Source organism: Nocardia sp. NPDC050710 (assembly GCF_040654375.1).
GTDB lineage: Bacteria > Actinomycetota > Actinomycetes > Mycobacteriales > Mycobacteriaceae > Nocardia.
Genome location: NZ_JBFAHV010000001.1, coordinates 1,076,001 through 1,095,555 on the forward strand (window position 1 = coordinate 1,076,001; position 19,555 = coordinate 1,095,555).

The following is a 19,555-nucleotide window of genomic DNA, read 5'->3' on the forward strand; positions in this document are numbered from 1 at the left end:
CGGACAGGCGGGAGACCCGTCAATCGAGCAGGACGGTGGCGAATGTCGCGATCTGCCGGAATCCGACGCGGCCATAGGCCCGGCGGGCGACCCGGTTGTAGTCGTTCACGTACAGGCTGGCGGTGCGCCCGGAGGCCACCACCGCGTTCGCCACCGCCGCCGTGCCCGCGGTACCGAAGCCTTGGCCTCGGCGGTCCGGATGTACCCAGACGCCCTGGATCTGGCCGGTGCGGCGAGACAACGAACCCACCTCGGCCTTGAAGACCACCTCGCCGTCCTCGAAACGCGCCCAGGCACGACCGGATTCGATCAGGCTCTGAATACGGCGGCGATAGCCGCGACCACCGTCGCCCGCGCGCGGGTCCACGCCCACCTCCTCGATGAACATCGAGATCGCGGCGCAGAGATAGCGGTCCAACTCGTCCGGCCGGGCTCGCCGGACCCGCGGGTCCGGGGTGGCCGGAGAGGGCTGGGCCAACGCGAGCAGCGGCTGTTCACCGCGCAGTTCCCGCTCCGGGCCCCAGCGCGCGGAGAGCAACTCCCACAGCGGTAGCGCGAGTTCCTGTCTGCCCACCACCGACGAGCACACCCGCGGCCAACGCACCGCCCGGTCGGCGAAAGCGCGCAGCGCGTCACGGTCGCCGCGCAGCGGCACCAAATTGGCGCCCGAGAAGCATAACGACTCGGCGGGCCCACCCCGGCTCCACAGTTCGCCGTATCCGGCACGCGTATCGAGGCCGAATTCCTGCAATCGGGCCGCGACCATGCACGAAGCCACCGGATCGGCATCGAGCACACGCAGGACCTGCGCCAGGTCCCGGTTCGCCAGCGGACGCGCGGGCGCGAATTTCGCCCGTCGCGTCGGCTCCAGCAGACTCCGCACATCGACAGCCTGCCACGAACTCACGGGATGCGGTACTGGTTGCGGCGGCGAAAGGTGACGGCTCATCTCGCGAGCACAGGGGTAATTCGCCGGATACGGGCGCAGTCGGCTGTACCCGGACAGCCGAACGCCCCGACCCGGGGGATCGGGGCGCGCAGTGGCGGGGACCTATCCGACGGTGACGACGGGGTCGCCGGAAGCGGCGTCCTCGCCCATCTCCTCGGCGATGCGCATGGCTTCCTCGATCAGGGTCTCCACGATCTGGGCCTCGGGCACGGTCTTGATGACCTCGCCCTTGACGAAGATCTGGCCCTTGCCGTTGCCGGAAGCGACACCGAGGTCGGCCTCGCGGGCCTCACCCGGACCGTTTACGACGCAGCCCATGACGGCCACCCGCAGCGGCACCTCCATACCCTCGAGACCGGCGGATACCTCGTTGGCGAGGGTGTACACGTCGACCTGCGCACGCCCGCAGGACGGGCAGGACACGATCTCCAGCTTGCGCGGGCGCAGGTTCAGTGACTGCAGGATCTGACCGCCGACCTTGACCTCCTCGGCGGGCGGCGCGGACAGCGATACCCGGATCGTGTCACCTATGCCCTCGCTGAGCAGCGCACCGAAGGCCACCGCGGACTTGATGGTGCCCTGGAACGCCGGACCGGCCTCGGTGACGCCGAGATGCAACGGGTAATCCGACTGCGCGGCCAGCTGTCGGTAGGCCTCGACCATGATCACCGGGTCGTTGTGCTTGACCGAGATCTTGATATCGCCGAACCCGTGTTCCTCGAACAGGCTCGCCTCCCACAGCGCCGACTCGACCAGCGCCTCCGGGGTGGCCTTGCCGTACTTCTCCAGCATCCGCTTGTCGAGCGAACCGGCGTTCACCCCGATGCGGATCGGAATGCCCGCCGCACCGGCCGCCTTGGCGACCTCGCCGACCCGGCCGTCGAACTCCTTGATGTTGCCCGGGTTCACCCGCACCGCGGCGCAGCCCGCATCGATCGCGGCGAAGATGTAGCGCGGCTGGAAATGAATGTCGGCGATCACCGGGATCTGCGATTTGCGGGCGATCGTCGCCAACGCGTCCGCATCCTCCTGGCGGGGACACGCCACGCGCACGATGTCGCACCCGGACGCGGTCAACTCCGCGATCTGCTGCAATGTCGCGTTGATGTCATGGGTCTTCGTGGTGGTCATCGACTGCACCGAGATCGGGTGATCGCTACCCACACCGACACCACCCACCATCAACTGACGAGTCTTGCGCCGGGGCGCGAGAACGGCCGCCGGCGCGGTCGGCATCCCCAATCCGATTGTGCTGGTCACTTTCGGCTGCCTACTTTCCTGCGTTCTGAGCGTGCCGTTCGCCTGCCAAGCTTAGCCGCGCATGCCGAACGGTCACCCTGTGACGGCCATGACATGATCGCTGACACAAATCTGTCCCCCCATTGCCCACGCTGAACCTATCGCGGCGCGCCCGCGATAGGTTATCGCGCCGGGGAACAGCCGGACCGGATTCGCGATATCGGCGACCAGCGTGAACAGCCTATACGCGCCGCCGTTCACCACCGCGCTGTGGCTACCGTCCAGCGACAGCCGGAGACGCTGATCGGGCGCCTCCGGGTCGCCCTGCTGGGATTCTCACCATCCCGGCGGAGGACATCCCGTCCGAGCTCCGAGATCGGATACCGCTCAGCCTCGACCCACGTCGCGCGATCCTGGCGACAGTCCTCGCCATGACGAAAGAACTTGCCACTCACCGCGATACGATGTCGGGCTGGGAATTCGTCCGGATCAACGCACGACTGGCCGATCTACTGACAGAGGCCCTCGACGAGCGCCGAGCGCCATACCAGGATCGTCTCGCATCGATCGCGAAGGACGCCGCGGCCCATATCGAGAGATACTCCGACGACCCCGCCCTCACGCCCGCGGCGATCGCGGATCATCTCGGCTGCTCGCGGCGTCAACTCGAACTCGCGCTGCGGACCATGAACACCGCCCCCGCGCTGTTCCTCCGCGAGACCCGATTGAAGCGGGCGCGGCGACGACTGCGGGACCCGTTCACCGTGGGCACCGTCGACGCCATCGCCTTCGCGTCCGGATTCAGCTCGTTGAGCGCGTTCAGAGAGGCGTTTCGGAAGCGGTACGGAGTGCAACCCGGGCAGGTGCGGGAGGCCCGCGCGCGCAAAGCGTGATTCGCTAGCGAACGCGGGGCAACCGGGTGGAAGATGGGCCAATGCGAACCGTGCTCATCCTCGGTGCCGGGTTCGGAGGGTTGGAGTTGGCCACCCGCCTGTCGCGTTCGCTGTCCGACGAGGTCCGGGTCGTCCTGATCGACCGCAGCGACTTCTTCACCTTCGGCTTCGCCAAGCTGGAGATCGCGTTCCGGGATGTACCGCCGGAGACCTTTCGTATTCCCTATACGGGCCTCGCACACCCGGGAGTCGAATTCCGGCGGGAGGAAGTCACCGCGATCGATCCGAGGACTCGCCACGTCGTCACCGATCGATCCGAATACGCACCGGACATCCTTGTCGTGGCGCTCGGCGCCGACTACGACCCCGCCGCGACCCCGGGATTCGTCGACGACGGTTACGAGTACTACTCGATCGACGGCGCCCGCAGATTGCGCGACCGGCTCGACAGTTTCGACGGCGGCACCGTCGTCCTCGCGATCCTCAGTGTTCCCTTCAAATGTCCCCCGGCCCCCTACGAGGGCGCGATGCTCCTACAGGAGAAGCTGAACCGGCGCGGTGTCGGCGAACGCACCCACATCCACGTGATCAGTCCGATGGATTCGCCGATCCCGGTGTCGGCGGACACCTCGGCCGCTCTCGTCGAGGCGCTGACCCGGCGCGGCATGGAGTACACGCCCGGACGCCGGGTCCATGCCCTCGATCCGAGCCGCCACGTGGCGGTCACCCGTGCGGGCGATCTCGATTACGACCTGTTCGTCGGCATCCCGGCGCACCGGGTGCCCGCCGTCGTCGAAGCATCGGGGCTGACCGTCGGCGGCACGGACGGCTGGATCGCCGTCGATCCGCGCACCCTCGAGACGCCCTACCCGGGCGTCTATGCCCTCGGTGACTGTGCCGATGCCCCGGTCCCGCGGGCGGGGGTATTCGCGGAGGACGCCGCCCGCACGGTCGCCGCGGGCATCGCGGCGACGTTGCTCGGATCGGAGTCGACCGAGCGGTATCGGGGCCGGGGCGCGTGCCACATCGAGTTCGGAGGCGGGCTCGTCGGCAAGGTCGACGCGGATTTCCTGTCGGGTCCCGCACCCGTCGCGCCATTTTCCGCGCCCTCGGTGGAACTCGCGCGAGAAAAGGCCGACTCGGCCGCTGCCAGGGTCGAGCGCTGGTTCCCCGGTTCGCTCAACCGCTTGTCGTAGGCATCTCGCTCGCAGGCATCTCGCTTGCAGGCATCCAACAGCGCCCGAGCCTCCGCGAGCGCGGAAATTCGACTCGCTCTCGGTGGGGCGTGCCCGGCGATGGTCTATCGCGTCATGGGAACAGCTGGACCGGATTCACGATATCGGCGACCAGCGTGAGCACCATATACGCGCCGCCGATCACCACCGCGACATAAGTCACCGGCAACAACTTCAGGTAGTCCACCGGGGCGCCCGGAGCCAGCCCCTTCCAACCACGGATGGAGTTGCGGATCTTCTCGTAGAGCACCACCGCGATATGACCACCGTCCAGCGGCAGCAACGGCAGGATATTGAATGCGCCGAGGAAGAAGTTCAGGCTCGCCAGCATCAGGATGAAGACACTCCACAGCCCGCGCTCGGCGGTTTCGCCACCGATCCGGCTGGCGCCGTAGACGCTGATCGGGGCCTCCGGGTCGCGCTCGCCACCGGTCACCGCGGTCCACAGGGCCGAGACCTTCTGTGGCATCTGCGCCAGCGCCTCGAAGGTGCGCACGAACATATCCCCGGTGAACACGACCGAGGCCGGGATCGCGGCCAGCACGTTGTACTGCACCGGCTCGTAGAAGTCCGCGCCGACACCGACGGCGCCGACCTCCTTGCCTTCGGTGCTGCCCTCGGGGTAGCGCATCACCCGCTCCGGGGTGACCGGGATGGTGAGGGTTTGTCCGTCACGGTCGACGGTGTAGGTGAACGGGCCGTTCTGCTTCTGGGTCTCGACCTGGAACTGCTTCCAGGTTTCCACCGGGACGCCGTTCACGGCCTTCACCACGTCACCGCGTTGCAGGCCCGCCCGCTGCGCCGGACCGGCGCCGGTGCACGGCTGCGTGGTGCCGTCCGGATTCTGTTGCGGCACACAACCCATGGTGCCGAGCGCGGTGGCGGGCGGCTGATCGAAGCGGGGCAGCCCCCAGCCGATCGCCAGCACCACGACCAGGATGAAGCCGAGCAGGAAGTTCATCGCGATGCCGCCGGACATCACGAGCAGTCGCTTCCAGGTGGCCTGGCGGTACATGGCGCGGTCCAGATCCTCGGGCTCCAACTCGTCCAGCGCCGTCATGCCCGCGATATCGCAGAACCCGCCGAGCGGCAGCGCCTTGAGCCCGTACTCGGTCTCACGGCGACGGAACGAGAACACCTTCGGGCCGAAGCCGATGAAGTAGCGGCGCACCTTCATGCCGGTCGCCTGCGCGGCCCACATGTGTCCGCATTCGTGCAGCGCGATCGAAATCGTGATACCGAGGGCGAACAACGCGAACCCCAACGCGAACACCATTGATGTACAGCCCTCCTGCGTTGCGCAGCTCGCCTCGACACATAGCGGCCGCCGAATCGGCCACGACTTCCGCGGACACCCGCGTCCGGTTCCGGTCGCGCGCACCCCCGACCACAGTAACCGGACGACGATCGACCCTCACGCCACAGTCTGCCAGGCCACGGTCGGACCGCGCGTCGTATCGATTCGAACAACCCGCTCCCCCACCGCGCCGAGCCCCGGTGCGCCGGACCGTGCCGCCGAGCCCCGCCTCGGGCGCGATCAGGCGCCGACCAGGCCGCGAGCGTGGTCGCGGGCCCAGCTGTCGGCGGCGAGGACATCGGCCAGCGTCTCCGGCTCGGCCCGCCACCGATCGGCCGCCTCGACCGCTCGGGCCACCGTGCGCACGATGTCCGGGAAGCGGATATGCCCGTCGAGAAATGCCTGGACCGCGACCTCGTTGGCGGCGTTGTAGACGGCGGTGACGCTGCCGCCCGCCTCGCCCGCCTGCCTGGCCAGCTCGATCGCGGGGAAGACGGTGTGGTCGACCGGCTCGAAGGTCCAGGTCGAGGCGGTGCCGAAATCACAGGCCGCGGCCGCGCCGGGCACCCGGTCTGGCCAGCCGAGTGCCAGCGCGATCGGCAGCTTCATATCGGGTGGGCTGGCCTGGGCCAGGGTGGAGCCGTCGGTGAAGGTGACCATGGAGTGCACGATCGACTGCGGATGCACCGTGACATCGATGCGGTCGTACGGGATCCCGAACAGCAGGTGGGTTTCGATCAGTTCCAGGCCCTTGTTCACCAGCGAGGCGGAGTTCAGCGTGTTCATCGGGCCCATGGACCAGGTCGGATGGGTTTTGGCCTCGGCCGGATTCACCGATTCCAGCATCGCGGCGGTCCAGCCGCGAAACGGGCCGCCGGACGCGGTGAGCACCAGCCGGTCCACCTCCTCGGCACGCCCGCCGCGCAGGCACTGGGCCAGCGCGGAATGCTCCGAATCGACCGGGACGATCTGACCGGGGGCCGCCGCGCGGGTCACCAGCGAGCCGCCCGCGACCAATGACTCCTTATTCGCCAGTGCCAGCCGGGTGCCGGACTGCAAGGTGGCCAGGGTCGGTTCCAGGCCGAGCGAGCCCACCAGGGCGTTGAGCACGACATCGGCCTCGGTGCGGCGCACCAACTCGGTCACCGCGTCGGGACCGCCGAGCGGCACATCCATGGCCCGCGCGGCGGCGGGATCGGCGACCGCGACATTGCTGGTGCCCGTGGCGGCCATCTGCGCGGCCAGCAGCTCGGGATTGCCGCCGCGCGCGGCCAGTCCGACCACCTCGAACTTGTCGGGGTTGGCGGCGATCACCTCGAGCGCTTGGGTACCAATGGATCCGGTGCTGCCCAGCAGCAGGACTCTCACGATGTCGGACACGGCCCCATTGTGACAGGGTCGCTGGCTACGACGAACGGTCGTATGCCACGATATCGGTCAGTATCCGGATATCGGGTGGGAACCCGAACCTCGAGCTAAGGAGCGATCGTGGCCGCCACGGAACTCGAACCCGCCAACACCGAGCGCGCCGTCGTCACTCACGTGGACACCGCCGAGGTTCCTTCGGCCGAATGGGGCTGGAGCGGTGAGTCACCCCGCACCTTCAAGATCGCGGCCATCGTCGTCGCGTTGTCTCTGGTCGCGATGACGATCGGCAACCACAAGGGCAGGGTCGAGGACATCTTCCTGGTCGGCTTCGCGGCCGTGCTCGTCGGCATCGTGGTCCGCGACTGGTTCCTGAGCCGCAAGCCGCGCTAGGTCCCCGCACCCCTCCTTTCGCCGTCCCAGCACCGCGCCGGGACGGCGAAAGTCGTTATCCCGCGGTCAGCACGACGCATATATGCCACAATACTCATATGCCTCTCAAGCGCACGATGGTATACGCCGACGCCGATGATCTGTCGACGATCAAAGAGGCCGCCGCTCGGAGCAATGTCAGTGAAGCCGAAATAATCAGGAACGCGATTCATTTGGCGGCTATGCGAGTTCGGCGCCGATCCGAGCCGCTGCGGCTACGGCGTTTCGCCAGTGGTGATCCCACGCTCGCCGAACGTGTCGATGACTACCTCGCCGACGATTTCGGCAGCGCCCCGGAAAACCCGTGACAGCGGGCGTCGAAGGCCCGGGAATTGTCATCGCTGATACGTCCGGTTTGATTGCCGCGTTCGACACCTCGTCACCGGAGAGCGATGGCGCGTTTCGCGTTCTCGAAACGGCCGGACTTGTAGTCATCTCGCCGCTGGTACTCGCTGAACTCGACCACGTCGCCCGGCGCGCGCTCGGGCGGCAAGTCTCCATCCAGATGATCGAGGATCTCGCCGCTCAAGCGCGCACCGGGCACTTCGAAATCGCGGCGATTACACCCGACGTTCTCGATCAAGCGGGTGCGATCCGCAGGCTGTATCCAGATCTGCGTTTGGATCTCGCCGACGCCGTCGAGGTCGCTCTGGCCGCCGAGTACGAGACCGACGCGATCCTCACGCTCGATCGACGAGACTTCCGCGCGCTGACACCACTCACCGAGCACGCGGCCTTTCGTGTACTGCCCGACGATCTTCCCTGACCCGACATTCGCGGCGATGAACCCGGCAGCCTCCCGATCTCGCATCGACCCGTTGGCAGACACGGCCAAGCCCCGCACCCCTTCCCTTTCGCCGTCCCAGCTCCAGGCCGGGACGGCGAAAGTCGTTATTCCGCAGGGTGTTCGGCCACCGTCAGCCGACAACTCCCGCCCGCGCAGGAGCGTTGCAGCCGCCCCCGCGAGATGGCCTGCACCAGGCCGATGGCCCAGCACATCGGACAACCGCGCAACGCCACCAGTCCGATCGGCGCGAGCAGCAGACTCGCCGGACCGAATACCGGCAACAGTGCGAACGCGCCGGTCAGGAAACCGAATCCGAGCGCGCCGCGCACGAGGTGCCGCGGTACCGTCGCGTCGGCGAAATCGGTGTCGATCACCACACATCTCCTTCTCGCAACGCCTGCTGCACAGCGGCCCGCGCCCGGTGCAGCCGCGACTTCATGGCCGCGGTACCGAGCCCGAGCCGAGCCGCGACGATCGGCCCGCTGAAGCCCTGCACGTCACGCATGATCAGCACCCGACGCTGATCCTCGGGCAGCGCGGCAATCGCCTCGGCAACCCGCTCGGCCTCCAACCTGCGCATGGCCTCCTCCTCGGCCGAGACCATCGGCAGGTCGCGGACCGGCGCACCGCCGCTGGCGCGCAGCCGTAGCTGCCGCAGGCATTCATTGCGAACGATCCGGAACATCCAGGACGCCAGGGCTCCGGTCGCGCGGACCGTTCCGACCTTGCGATACAGGATGATCAGCGCCTCCTGCGCGGCATCCTCGGCGTCCTCCGGGGTGGCGCACAGCGAGTAAGCGAACCGGCGCACATGCGGATGCGAGCCGGAGACCAACGCCGTGATGGACGCGATATCCCCGGATTGCGCGGCTCCGACGAGTTGATCGTCGGGCCATCCCCGCTCAGCCACGGGACCGGTTCCGACGGCGCAGCAGTGTGATGCCGCAGGCGCAGACAAGCAGTGCGACAACGACAATCCCGGCAATGAGCACGGCAACCTCCCGATCTCGTGCCGACCCTGTTATCGGCACACGTATGAGAGACGCGCGCCGAGTAAAAGGATTCACCCGGTTCCGGAGGCTAACGGCCGCGACGTTTGGCGGATTTCCCGGCCGTGGGCTGGGGCTTGCCCGGTTTCTTGGCGGAACCGGACTTCTTGGCGGCGCCGGACCTCGTGGCCGCGGTTCGGGCGGCGGGCTGATTGCGTTGCGGCGCGGCGGCCGGGGAGCGGGAGCTGCGTTCGGAGCGGCCGCGGACGACGCCGATGAACTCCTCGACCAGGTCGGTGGTCGCGGCGGTAGGCCAGGCCAGGGCGATCTCGGTGTCGGGGGCGTCGGTGACGGTGCGGTAGACGAGGTCGCGGCGGGCGTGCAGGCGGGCGATGGAATGCGGGACGATGACGTGCCCGACACCGGCGGCGACCATCTCCAGGGTGACCGCGGCATCGTCGACGGAGGGAGTGTCCTGCATCCGCTCATCGGCCAGGTCGGCGGTGCTGACCTCGGTGAAGACCGAGATCGGGTGGTCCTTGGGTACGACGACGACGGGGAGCTCACGGTAGAGCGGGATGGCGCTCAGGCCGTCCCGATCGATCGGGAGGCGCACGAAACACATATCGACGCGGCCGTCGCGGAGCGCGGCGTGCTGGTCGGCCGCGGTCAGGGCGACAACCTCGAGTGGGGTCTCGGGAAAACGCTCACCCCAGATCCGGGTCCATTTGGAGACAGTCACGCCGGGGACGAAGCCGATCCGCAGCGCGGCGGGCGCGTCGGAGCTCGGCTCGGCGCTGATCGCTTCGGCCGCCGCGATCAGCTCGGGCGCGGCGGTCAGCAGCGCGTGTCCGTCATCGGTGAGCTGAGTCGGCTGGGCGCCGGGCACGAAGAGTTTCGTGCCGAGCTCGTGCTCCAGGTCGATGACCGTTTGACTCAGTCGCTGCCGCGAGATGTTCAACGATTTCGCCGCCCGCGCGAAGTGCAATTCCCGCGCTACCGCGACAAACCAGCGCAGGCGGGTGACGTCGATCGACTCGAACCGGCTCATTGCATGAAGGTTAGCCGCTTCGACCTGCGGCGAACCGCACAGGCGGTGGCACGACCGGCCCGCCGCGTCCATTAAGCTTGGCCGGTGAGCCAGGAGCAGAAACCGCAGACCATGAAGCCGCTGACGGCGGCGAATAAGCTCGGCATCTACCTTCCGGCGACCCCAGAGGAATTCCGCAACTCCACCATCTCCCGCGCCGACCTGGAGAAGTTGCGCACCGATCCCCCGGAGTGGCTGACCGAATTGCGCCGCACCGGCCCGTTCCCCCGCGATGTCGTGGCACGCAAACTCGGCATCTCCAATAGCGGCCTGGTCCGCGCCGAGGTCTCCGACGCACTCACCGCCGATGAGATCGCCGCCCTGCTCGCCGATCCCCCGGCCTGGCTGCTGCGCGAACGCGAGAGCTACACGGCCGTGCGCGCCGAGAACGAACGCGTCAAGGCGAAGGAAGCCGAACGCCGGGCTGCCACCAACCGCCCCGCCAAGAACCGCGGTTAGCCGCCGATCTGGGCGGCCTGCACCTGCTGGATCAGGTTGGTGAGGGCCTGTTCGCCCAGGACGGCCGGACGGAAGGTGAGGACGCAGCGGGAGTGCGCGTCATCGCTGAAGGTCGACACCACCATCGACGCTGCTCGACGGGCTTCGCGCTGCCCGGCGGCGGATCCCGCCTCCTCGGCGCGTGTGGTGTGTGCGACTCCGGTTCGTCATCGGGAATACCCGGGCACCGTTTATTGCTATCTGCATTCATACGCAGATAAGAATCTGTGCCGTAGGCAGGGCAGGAGGACAGCCCGATGATCACCTCTTTGTTCACCCACCGCGACTATCTGCGACTGTTCACCGCCCAGGTGTCGGCCCTGTTCGGCACCGGACTGACCACGGTCGCACTCGGGTTGCTCGCCTACGAACTCGCCGACGCCGACGCGGCGGCTGTACTCGGCACCGCGCTGACCATCAAAATGCTCGTCTACGTCATGGTCGCCCCCATCGTCGCCGCCTATGCCGACCGATTCCCGCGCAGGTTCTTCCTGGTCGGACTCAACGTGATCCGGGCCGTGGTGGTGATGGCGCTACCGTTTATCGACCAGATCTGGCAGATCTATGTGCTGATCGCGGTCCTGCAAACCGCCTCCGCCGCATTCACCCCCACCTATCAGGCGGTGATCCCCGACATCCTGCCCGACGAGCGCGAATACACCAGAGCACTGTCGGCCGCGCAACTGGCCGCGACAATGGAGACGCTGCTGAGCCCGATGCTGGCGGCGGCGGCACTGACCCTGATCAGCTTCCACTGGTTGTTCGTCGGTACCGCGATCGGATTCGTGATCTCCGCTGTCCTCGTGATCACCACCCGGATCCCGGACGCCCACGCCGCCCCACAAGGCACGTTCCGGGATCGGATCGTGGTGGGTATGCGCATCTTCGCCGCCACACCGCGGTTGCGCGGCCTCCTCGGCCTGAACCTGGTGGTCGCCGCCGCCGGTTCGGTGATCATGGTCAACACCGTCAACTACGTCCGCGACACACTCGGGGGCACCCAGTCCGGGGTAGCAATGCTGCTGGCCGCCAACGGGTTCGGCACCATGATCATCGCGCTGTCGCTGCCGGGGGTCCTCGATCGCCTCGGCGCCCGGCCGGTCATGCTGGCCGGCGCCGCCACCCTGGTCGCCGGACTCGGTTCGGGCATCGCCCTCTCGACCGCCGAGACCGGCGAATGGCGCTGGGGCGCCGCGATCGCGGTCTGGGCCGTCATCGGCGCGGGCACCGCGGCGGTACTCACCCCGACCGGTCAGGTACTGCGGCGCTCGTCGCGGCCCGCCGACCGGCCCGCGCTGTTCGCCGCACAGTTCTCGCTATCGCACCTGGCGTGGCTGATCACCTACCCGATCGCCGGATGGCTGACCACCGCCGCCGGTTTCACCACCACCTGGGTGACGCTGGCCGCGGTCGCCGGTGCCGGAATCACCGCGGCACTGCGCCTGTGGCCTCGCCACGACCCCGCGGAGCTGACACACCTGCACGAGATCGGCACCATCGACCCGACCGCCGATGCCATCCGAGTGGACGAACGCCACTACCAGCACACCCACGTGTTCGTCATCGACACCGACCACCGTCGCTGGCCGACTCCGACGCCGCGGCAACCCGCCATGGCCTCATGATGAGCTGCGCCCCAATGGGATACGGTTCTCCGGGTGGGGACATCAGGGGTAGATGCCATCGTCGGTTTGATCAAATCCTGGCAGGCGGGTTGGACACTGGCCGGTGAACTCTTCGCCCCCAAGAACTATCTGGCCCCCAGCGACGTAGCAGTGGATCGACTGGGGACGCTGCGCGCACTGCTCGGCGTCGGGATCACCGCGCTGCTGCTGACCAGGTATGCCGGACCGGATTGGGCCGAGTTCTTCGCTCGCGACGCGGCGCTGCGGATCATCTTGTCCGCGACCGTCGGCTTCCCTGTGTGCTTGCTGGCCATGGCGGCACTGCTCGTGTGTACCAAGTCCGGGCGACGCGGCGACACAGCCCGGCACCTGTGGCAGCCATTGCGAACAATGGGGGTCGGTGTGCTGGCAATTTTCGCGCTGGGGACGCTGTTGCTGATCCCATGCATCGGCATCTTCGTGGTCGTGGCCATGGCTCCTTTCGCGGTGCGCGCGGCATTCCTGATCACCAAGCATTGGTTCGCGGCCGCGGACGGTCATCTGCTCTTGGGACCGATCGTCGCCGTCATCGTCACGTGGACGGTGGCCGTCATCGATATCACCGACGCCTCTCCGTCGGCGCTGCCCTACGGCTTCTACCTGATGCTGGTACTCGGCGGCTCGGTGACGATCACCGGACTCGCGGTCATGGAGTACCGCCGAGCACACAGGTACTACGGCGTCACCTTCCGCGGCGGGTCACGCCCCCACCTCTTCCGCTGAAGACCGATACGCGAGCCGACCGGCTCCTATCCCAACATGTCCGCGCCACGACTGATCATCGACATCGCGAATGCGCACGTACTCGATCGAGACCCGACCACATTGTGCTGCGAGATAGCTCTTCGGCCTCGAGCGGATGCAGTGCGGTACACACGCCGACATAACGTCAGCCCCGATTGCCTATCGCATGGTGGCCGTACAGCTGAGCGAGTCCGAGGAGTAGCACATTCGAGTCTCGGTCGGCTCGCTCACGAAGCGCGTCACTGAATCCGACGCCGCTGAAGCACGCCAGGCGACAATTCGATGCATCCACCCCGCTACCGGCCAACAACTCACGTGCGCGCACAAGTCGATCCAAATGGTTGAGGCCCATGGTCACACCCCACTTCGCCTCACCGATCATCGACACCGCAGACTTGTGCCCACCACCACCCGGCTGCACCACAGCCACATCGATCTGAATCTGCTTGCGGGCAGTCGAGTCGGTGACGATCCCGCAGCCGATCTCACCGAATCCAGCATCCGGGCCGAGCATTTCAATGCCATCGCCAAGCATGAATTCTCGGCATATTGCCTCGAAGTGCGGCCCAGCGACCTGTGCGGCGAACCGCTCCTTCGACCGAGCCCACACCTGTTGCGCCTGGCCGCTTTCCAGCCGCGCCCAGGATGGACGCATAACAGCTTCGTAGAAGTTGATCAGCGGCTCGGTCATGCGGTACACCGACTTCCCTGCCCGGAATACATCACGCTCGCGCGTCAACAGGTGACAGTCCTCCAGCACAGCGAGTGGGTGCGAGATGTCCACCGCCTTGCGGCCGATGTAGCCGGCGATACCGCCGCGAGTGTTGTTGCCCTGCGCGACCGCGGCGAGCACCGAATGATAGAGGGCGGTATCGCGGATCTCGGCCTCCTCGGCCAACAGGTAACGCGCCTCCCGGAACAGCGGACTCAACGGCGACAGCACTGTCCGAGACAACCACTGGTCGAAGTCGTTCAGCGATAAAGGGACGTCGTCGGCCAAGAATTGGCGTCTATATGCAGGGGTTCCGCCCAACACGGCATGCAGCCGCATCGCTAACGCTGGGTCCGTATCCACTCCCCAGAACGCCGCGGCGTCACGATATCCGAATGGGCGGACCACCATCTCTATCTGAGCGCGCCCTCGCAGAGGTGCATTGCTGGCCAGCAATCCGCCCATCACCGACATCGCCGACCCGCACACCAGCAGCCGAGCACCACTCGGCTCGACCTGATATCGATCAATCTCCCGTTGCACCAGAGACGGAAGCTCGGGAACTGCCTTCACCAGGTACGAAAACTCATCGATCACCAACAGCAACGGTTTGTCGGCGCGCTCACGCGCAGCCAGGCCGAACAGGTAGGTCACCGCATGGTCCCAGCTATCGAACACAATCGGCACCTCTGCACCGGTGAACTCGGCCAATGCGGCCCCGAATTGTCGCAAGGATTCCCCAGCCGTTGCCGTCGTCGCACCGAAGTAGAAACCTCCGACCCGCTCAGCCAACGCCCGCAGCAGGTAGGTTTTTCCCATCCGTCGCCGACCACTGACAATTCCCAGCTGCGCCGTCTGCGTCGGACGCGACGCGAACGCCACCAGAGCGCCCCACTCCGCAACTCGGTCGAACAAGTGGTCTGGCTTCGCCGTCATCAAAGACCCCCGGTGTTAGGAATGCACCCCTAAGGACTGTACTCCTAATAGAGCAGGCAGCCCGGAATCGCGGGCACGACGTCGACGATGACATTGCGGGCCACCGTTCAAGATGGCAACGGATGTCCGGCGCGCAGTGGTACTCCTGCGGACGAGCTAGCCTTCGGCGGCCAACTGTCCGCAGGCGGCGGCGATTTCCTGGCCGCGGGTGTCGCGGACGGTGCACGGCACGCCTTGGGCGTTCACTCGCCGAACGAATTCGGCTTCAACAGGTTTCGGGCTGGCATCCCATTTGCTGCCGGGGGTCGGGTTCAGCGGGATCACATTGACGTGAACCCGCGAGCCGAGCGCCTTGTGCAGCTTCTGCCCCAGCATGTCCGCGCGCCACGGCTGATCGTTGACGTCGCGGATGAGCGCGTATTCGATGGAGACCCGGCGGCCGGTCTTATCCGCGTAGTAGCGGGCCGCATCCAGCACCTCGGCCACCGGCCAGCGATTGTTCACCGGGACCAGGGTGTCGCGCAGTTCGTCGTCGGGGGTGTGCAGCGACACGGCCAGGGTGACCGACATACCCTCATCGGCGAGCTTGCGAATGGCCGGGGCGAGGCCGACGGTGGAGACCACCACACTGCGCTGCGAGATGCCCAGACCGTCCGGGGCCGGCGAGGTGATCCGGCGAACCGCGTTCACCACCCGCTTGTAGTTGGCCAGCGGCTCACCCATACCCATGAAGACGATGTTCGACAGCCTGCCCGGCCCGCCCGCGACCTCGCCGTCGCGCAGCGCGGCGGCGGCGGCGCGCACCTGATCGACGATCTCCGCGGTCGACAGGTTGCGGTTCAGCCCGCCCTGACCGGTCGCGCAGAACGGACAGGCCATACCGCAGCCAGCCTGGCTGGAGATGCACAGGGTATTGCGGTCCGAGTAGCGCATGAGCACGCTCTCCAGCAGGGTGCCGTCGCCCGCCCGCCACAGCGTCTTGCGGGTCTCACCGGCATCGCAGGCCACATGCTTGACCACCGACAGTAGCGGCGGGAACAGCGCTGCGCCGATCTTCTCGCGCACCGGGGCGGGCAGATCCGTCATCCGCTCCGGGTCGGCTTCGAGCCGGGCGTAGTACTGCCGGGCGATCTGGTCGGCCCGGAATTTGGGCAGGCCCAGTTCCTCGACGGCCGCCTTCCGTCCGTCCGCATCGAGATCGGCGAGGTGCCGTGGCGGCATGCCACGGCGCGGAGCATCGAAAACGAGGGGCAGGGAGACGGTCATAATCCAGACATTCTCTCATTCGAGGGATCCTCCCGCCGAACCGGCCGAAAGCGCGACCACCCGCATGCGGTCAAATACACCCACCTGCCATAGCAATCGGACATGATCGGACCATGTCCACCAACGCCGAGCAACCGCCCGATCCGGAACCGGTCCGGCGCGAGCCGCCACCTGTGACCGGGCCTACCAAGACCGGCGCCAAGAAGTCGATCTCCTCGCGCACCGGTTACGCCTGGGTCGCGCTGGTCACCGGGGCGCTGATCCTGGTCATCCTGCTGATCTTCATTCTGCAGAACCTGGAGACCATCGAGGTCAGTCTCTTCTTCTGGCATTTCAACCTGCCGATCGGCGTCGCGGTGCTGCTGTCGGTGATCGCGGGCGCACTGGTGATGGCGCTGGTCGGCGGCGTCCGCATCCTGCAATTGCGCCGAGCCGCCAAGAGATAGCCGCGGCTAGGCGGTGCAGCGGATGAACCCGCGCAAGACGATCGAGCTGGACGCGAGCCTGGCGGCCCTGCCCGGTCAGCGACCTCATCGAGGAAGCCGCCCGCGCACTGGCCTGACCCCGGACGGCATTCGACCCCGTCATCGAGCCACGGTGACGGGGTCGTTTCGCCGGAGCATCAGATCAGGGTGGACAGCACCAGCCAGGAGACGAACGCGGAAGGCAGCATGGAATCCAGGCGGTCCATGATGCCGCCGTGGCCGGGCAGCAGGGTGCCCATATCCTTGATGCCGAGCTCGCGCTTGATCTGGGATTCGATCAGGTCGCCGACAGTGGCGACCAGTACCAGCCCGATGCCGAGCACCACGCCGATCATCGAATTCGCCTGCAATAGCAGGGTCACCGTGAGCAGACCGCCGATGATGCTGAAGACGAGCGAGCCGCAGAAACCCTCCCAGGACTTCTTCGGGCTGATCGAGGGCACCATCGGATGCTTGCCGAAGAGCACACCGGCCACATAACCGCCGACGTCGGAGCAGACCACCAGGATCATGAACGTCAGCACCCGCAGATTGCCGTCCGGCTCCAACAGCAGCAGCGTCGCGAAGGAGGCGAGCAGCGGGATCCAGGCCAGCGTGAAGATGGTGATGGCGGTGTCGCGCAGGAAGTTCCGCGGTGCGGTCTGTAGACCGTGGTCGAACAGCCGCCACACCATGCAGATCAGCGCGGTGGCGGCGAAGGCACCCGCGACACCGCTGGCGCCGTAGGGCCAGCCGAGCCAGAACACCGCCTGGCCGCCCACGATGAGCGGGATCCGCGGCACCAGCACATCGGCCTCACGCAGGCGCTTGGCGACCTCCCAGGTGGCGACGCCGACACCGGCGCCGGCCACCGCGATGAATACCTTCGGCACGAAGAGCAGGATCGCGATGAGCGACAGGCCGAGACCCAAACCTACGGCGAGCGCGGCGGGCAGATTGCGACCCGCCCGCGATCCCGACGCCGCGGGAGCGGGCTCGGGTTCGGCGGGGTGCGCGGGTTGCGCCGGAACGGCGAATGCGGGCTCCGTGGGGCCGGGCGACGCGGGAGCGGCGGATTCCGGTTCGGCGGTGGCGGGCGGGACCGGGTCGGTGCTCCGACCCGGGTACCTGTCTATCTTGTGCCCGGTACTCGCGGCGTCGCCAGAATGCCTGTTCGGCGCTTCAGATGTGCCGTTACCCGGCATCGGCTCCTCTGCCGCACCGGTCGCGGCGGCGTTCTCGGCCACGATTGTCCCGTCGCTCAACTCGTCGTTCCGTTCGTCCCCCGCCCGGGCGGGCCCCAGGATCTGGCCTCAGACCTCGAGCAGTTCGGCTTCTTTGTGCTTGACCAATTCGTCGATCTGGCCGACGTACTTCGCGGTGGTCTTGTCGAGCTCCTTTTCGGCACGCCCGACCTCATCCTCACCCGCCTCGCCATCTTTCTGGATCCGCGAGAGTTCGTCCATAGCCTTGCGGCGGACATTGCGGATCGCCACCTTGGCGTCCTCACCCTTGCCCTTGGCCTGCTTGGCCAGTTCGCGGCGGCGCTCCTCGGTGAGCTGAGGAACCGAGATCCGGATGATGTCGCCGTTGTTGGTCGGATTCACCCCGAGGTCCGAGTTGCGGATCGCGGTCTCGATCGCGTTCAGCTGACTCTGCTCGTAGGGCTTGATCACCACCATGCGCGGTTCGGGCACCGTGATGCTGGACATCTGGGTGATCGGAGTCGGCGACCCGTAGTAGTCGACGACGACCCGGGAGAACATGCCGGGGTTGGCCCGGCCGGTCCGGATGGTCCCGAGATCGTCCTTCGCTACCGAGACGGCTTTCTCCATCTTCTCCTCGGCATCGAAGAGCGCTTCATCAATCACGACCGTTTCCTCCACAGCGTCGTCATCGTCATGATCCGCGGGTCGCGGGCTCAGGACCGAACCAATGTGCCGATCTTCTCACCGGCGACCGCCCGGGCGATATTGCCCTTCGTCAACAGATTGAACACCAGCATGGGCATCTGGTTGTCCATGCACAGGCTGAAGGCCGTGGCGTCGGCGACCTTCAGTCCGCGCTCGATCACCTCTTTGTGGGTGATCTCGGTGTACATGGTGGCGCTCTCGTCGAGCCGCGGGTCGGCGGTGAAGACGCCGTCCACCGCCTTGGCCATCAACACCACATCCGCTTCGATCTCCAGCGCGCGCTGGGCGGCAGTGGTGTCGGTGGAGAAGTACGGCATGCCCATACCCGCGCCGAAGATGACCACACGGCCCTTCTCCAGGTGACGCTTGGCGCGCAGCGGCAGGTACGGCTCCGCGACCTGGCCCATGGTGATGGCGGTCTGCACCCGGGTCTCGATACCTTGCTTCTGCAGAAAGTCTTGCAGCGCAAGACTATTCATCACAGTGCCGAGCATGCCCATATAGTCCGAGCGGGCGCGGTCCATGCCGCGCTCCTCCAACTCGGCGCCGCGGAAGAAGTTGCCGCCGCCGATGACCACGGCCACTTGGATACCGTCCTCGACCACCTCGGCGATCTGTTCGGCGACCGTCTGCACGACGTCCGGATCGAGCCCGACCTCACCGCCGCCGAACATCTCCCCACCCAATTTGAGGAGCACCCGGCGATATCCTGGGCGTTCGGTCCCGGGGTCCGTCATGGGTGCGATTCTCCTTCGGCAATGGTGGTCTTTTCAGCAAGGCGAGGCATCAGGGCACAGCGGATATGTTCTGCGATCCCGCAACACAAGGCGAACCTATCCTGCCTCATAGCGATTCGGCGGACACAGAAGGCCCCCATAACCGGCCCGTCGCCGGTGCGTCCGACAGCGCCGCCCTCGGCATGCCACGCTCGGATGAACGCCGATGCCGCCGGTGCTTTCGCTGAGACGGGCGCCGAGCGGTAGCGCGGACTGCCCGCCCGTGATCCCGATTGTGGTCCCACCGGGTAGGTAACGCAGCCGCAAGCAAAAGGCCCCTCACACAACGGGTTCCGGTGTGTGAAG

Annotated in this window: 22 protein-coding genes; 9 read left to right on the forward strand and 13 right to left on the reverse strand. The window is 66.9% G+C overall.

What is annotated here, in order from left to right; all coding sequences use genetic code 11:
- Positions 1-19: 19 nt before the first annotated feature.
- Together AB0H61_RS05035 and ispG are read right to left on the reverse strand one after the other, a co-directional pair.
- Positions 20-883, reverse strand: a complete 864-nt coding sequence (locus tag AB0H61_RS05035; RefSeq protein WP_357299316.1) for a GNAT family N-acetyltransferase — start codon at positions 881-883, stop codon at positions 20-22.
- Between the two features lie 168 nt (positions 884-1,051).
- A complete protein-coding gene (gene ispG, locus AB0H61_RS05040) occupies positions 1,052-2,209 on the reverse strand; it encodes a flavodoxin-dependent (E)-4-hydroxy-3-methylbut-2-enyl-diphosphate synthase (RefSeq protein WP_357299319.1) in 1,158 nt (385 codons plus the stop codon).
- 410 nt (positions 2,210-2,619) lie between these two features.
- On the opposite strand from ispG, the gene AB0H61_RS05045 reads away from it, so the two are divergent.
- Positions 2,620-3,081, forward strand: coding sequence for a helix-turn-helix domain-containing protein (locus tag AB0H61_RS05045; protein ID WP_357299321.1), 462 nt, complete (start codon positions 2,620-2,622; stop codon positions 3,079-3,081).
- A gap of 41 nt (positions 3,082-3,122) precedes the next feature.
- A complete protein-coding gene (locus tag AB0H61_RS05050; protein ID WP_357299324.1) occupies positions 3,123-4,277 on the forward strand; it encodes an FAD-dependent oxidoreductase in 1,155 nt (384 codons plus the stop codon).
- Positions 4,278-4,389: 112 nt separating this feature from the next.
- Here the strand turns inward: AB0H61_RS05050 and AB0H61_RS05055 are convergent, their stop codons facing one another.
- Together AB0H61_RS05055 and dxr are read right to left on the reverse strand one after the other, a co-directional pair.
- Complete coding sequence (locus AB0H61_RS05055) at positions 4,390-5,592, reverse strand: M50 family metallopeptidase (protein WP_357299326.1); 1,203 nt, start codon at positions 5,590-5,592, stop codon at positions 4,390-4,392.
- Positions 5,593-5,853: 261 nt separating this feature from the next.
- Positions 5,854-6,993 (reverse strand): 1-deoxy-D-xylulose-5-phosphate reductoisomerase, encoded by a 1,140-nt coding sequence (gene dxr / locus AB0H61_RS05060; protein ID WP_357299329.1) that lies wholly within the window; start codon positions 6,991-6,993, stop codon positions 5,854-5,856.
- Positions 6,994-7,101: 108 nt separating this feature from the next.
- On the opposite strand from dxr, the gene AB0H61_RS05065 reads away from it, so the two are divergent.
- From AB0H61_RS05065 to AB0H61_RS05075, 3 genes are all read left to right on the forward strand, one after another.
- Positions 7,102-7,371: a DUF2631 domain-containing protein gene (locus tag AB0H61_RS05065; RefSeq protein ID WP_357299331.1), complete on the forward strand. Its 270-nt coding sequence runs from the start codon at positions 7,102-7,104 to the stop codon at positions 7,369-7,371.
- Positions 7,372-7,469: 98 nt separating this feature from the next.
- Positions 7,470-7,718, forward strand: coding sequence for a CopG family transcriptional regulator (locus tag AB0H61_RS05070; RefSeq protein ID WP_357299334.1), 249 nt, complete (start codon positions 7,470-7,472; stop codon positions 7,716-7,718).
- Positions 7,715-8,176: a PIN domain-containing protein gene (locus tag AB0H61_RS05075; protein WP_357299336.1), complete on the forward strand. Its 462-nt coding sequence runs from the start codon at positions 7,715-7,717 to the stop codon at positions 8,174-8,176. The genes AB0H61_RS05070 and AB0H61_RS05075 overlap by 4 nt, the downstream gene beginning before the upstream one ends.
- 125 nt (positions 8,177-8,301) lie before the next feature.
- On the opposite strand, the gene AB0H61_RS05080 is transcribed toward AB0H61_RS05075, so the two are convergent.
- From AB0H61_RS05080 to AB0H61_RS05090, 3 genes are all read right to left on the reverse strand, one after another.
- Positions 8,302-8,571, reverse strand: a complete 270-nt coding sequence (locus AB0H61_RS05080) for a hypothetical protein (protein ID WP_357299339.1) — start codon at positions 8,569-8,571, stop codon at positions 8,302-8,304.
- Positions 8,568-9,107, reverse strand: coding sequence for a sigma-70 family RNA polymerase sigma factor (locus AB0H61_RS05085; RefSeq protein WP_357299342.1), 540 nt, complete (start codon positions 9,105-9,107; stop codon positions 8,568-8,570). Before AB0H61_RS05085 ends, AB0H61_RS05080 begins: the two co-directional genes overlap by 4 nt.
- A 170-nt stretch (positions 9,108-9,277) precedes the next feature.
- The gene (locus AB0H61_RS05090; RefSeq protein ID WP_357299345.1) at positions 9,278-10,237 is read right to left on the reverse strand and encodes a LysR substrate-binding domain-containing protein; all 960 of its coding nucleotides are present in this window, start codon (positions 10,235-10,237) and stop codon (positions 9,278-9,280) included.
- 84 nt (positions 10,238-10,321) lie between these two features.
- Between AB0H61_RS05090 and AB0H61_RS05095 the strand changes: the two genes are divergently transcribed.
- Positions 10,322-10,735, forward strand: a complete 414-nt coding sequence (locus AB0H61_RS05095) for a DUF5997 family protein (RefSeq protein WP_357299347.1) — start codon at positions 10,322-10,324, stop codon at positions 10,733-10,735.
- Here AB0H61_RS05095 and AB0H61_RS05100 read toward each other — a convergent pair.
- On the reverse strand, positions 10,732-10,860 hold the full coding sequence (locus AB0H61_RS05100) for a hypothetical protein (protein ID WP_357299349.1): 129 nt from the start codon (positions 10,858-10,860) through the stop codon (positions 10,732-10,734). The two genes, AB0H61_RS05095 and AB0H61_RS05100, sit on opposite strands and share 4 nt — an antisense overlap.
- A 171-nt stretch (positions 10,861-11,031) precedes the next feature.
- Here AB0H61_RS05100 and AB0H61_RS05105 point away from each other — a divergent pair, with 171 nt between their 5' ends.
- Complete coding sequence (locus tag AB0H61_RS05105; RefSeq protein WP_357299352.1) at positions 11,032-12,399, forward strand: MFS transporter; 1,368 nt, start codon at positions 11,032-11,034, stop codon at positions 12,397-12,399.
- A 33-nt stretch (positions 12,400-12,432) separates the two neighbouring features.
- Positions 12,433-13,161: a hypothetical protein gene (locus AB0H61_RS05110; RefSeq protein ID WP_357299355.1), complete on the forward strand. Its 729-nt coding sequence runs from the start codon at positions 12,433-12,435 to the stop codon at positions 13,159-13,161.
- Between the two features lie 166 nt (positions 13,162-13,327).
- On the opposite strand, the gene AB0H61_RS05115 is transcribed toward AB0H61_RS05110, so the two are convergent.
- Positions 13,328-14,830 carry an ATP-binding protein gene (locus AB0H61_RS05115; RefSeq protein WP_357299903.1) on the reverse strand — a complete coding sequence of 501 codons (1,503 nt, stop codon included), beginning with the start codon at positions 14,828-14,830 and terminating at the stop codon, positions 13,328-13,330.
- Positions 14,831-14,986: 156 nt separating this feature from the next.
- Positions 14,987-16,096 (reverse strand): 23S rRNA (adenine(2503)-C(2))-methyltransferase RlmN, encoded by a 1,110-nt coding sequence (gene rlmN / locus AB0H61_RS05120; RefSeq protein ID WP_357299357.1) that lies wholly within the window; start codon positions 16,094-16,096, stop codon positions 14,987-14,989.
- Positions 16,097-16,209: 113 nt separating this feature from the next.
- Between rlmN and AB0H61_RS05125 the strand changes: the two genes are divergently transcribed.
- The gene (locus AB0H61_RS05125; protein WP_357299360.1) at positions 16,210-16,542 is read left to right on the forward strand and encodes a lipopolysaccharide assembly protein LapA domain-containing protein; all 333 of its coding nucleotides are present in this window, start codon (positions 16,210-16,212) and stop codon (positions 16,540-16,542) included.
- A 176-nt stretch (positions 16,543-16,718) separates the two neighbouring features.
- Here AB0H61_RS05125 and AB0H61_RS05130 read toward each other — a convergent pair whose 3' ends face one another.
- The 3 genes from AB0H61_RS05130 to pyrH are packed head-to-tail and all read right to left on the reverse strand — an operon-like array spanning position 16,719 to position 19,210.
- The gene (locus AB0H61_RS05130) at positions 16,719-17,825 is read right to left on the reverse strand and encodes a phosphatidate cytidylyltransferase (RefSeq protein ID WP_357299363.1); all 1,107 of its coding nucleotides are present in this window, start codon (positions 17,823-17,825) and stop codon (positions 16,719-16,721) included.
- A gap of 48 nt (positions 17,826-17,873) precedes the next feature.
- Positions 17,874-18,431, reverse strand: coding sequence for a ribosome recycling factor (gene frr / locus AB0H61_RS05135; protein WP_357299366.1), 558 nt, complete (start codon positions 18,429-18,431; stop codon positions 17,874-17,876).
- 50 nt (positions 18,432-18,481) lie between these two features.
- A complete protein-coding gene (gene pyrH / locus AB0H61_RS05140; RefSeq protein ID WP_357299368.1) occupies positions 18,482-19,210 on the reverse strand; it encodes a UMP kinase in 729 nt (242 codons plus the stop codon).
- Between the last annotated feature and the right edge of the window lie 345 nt (positions 19,211-19,555).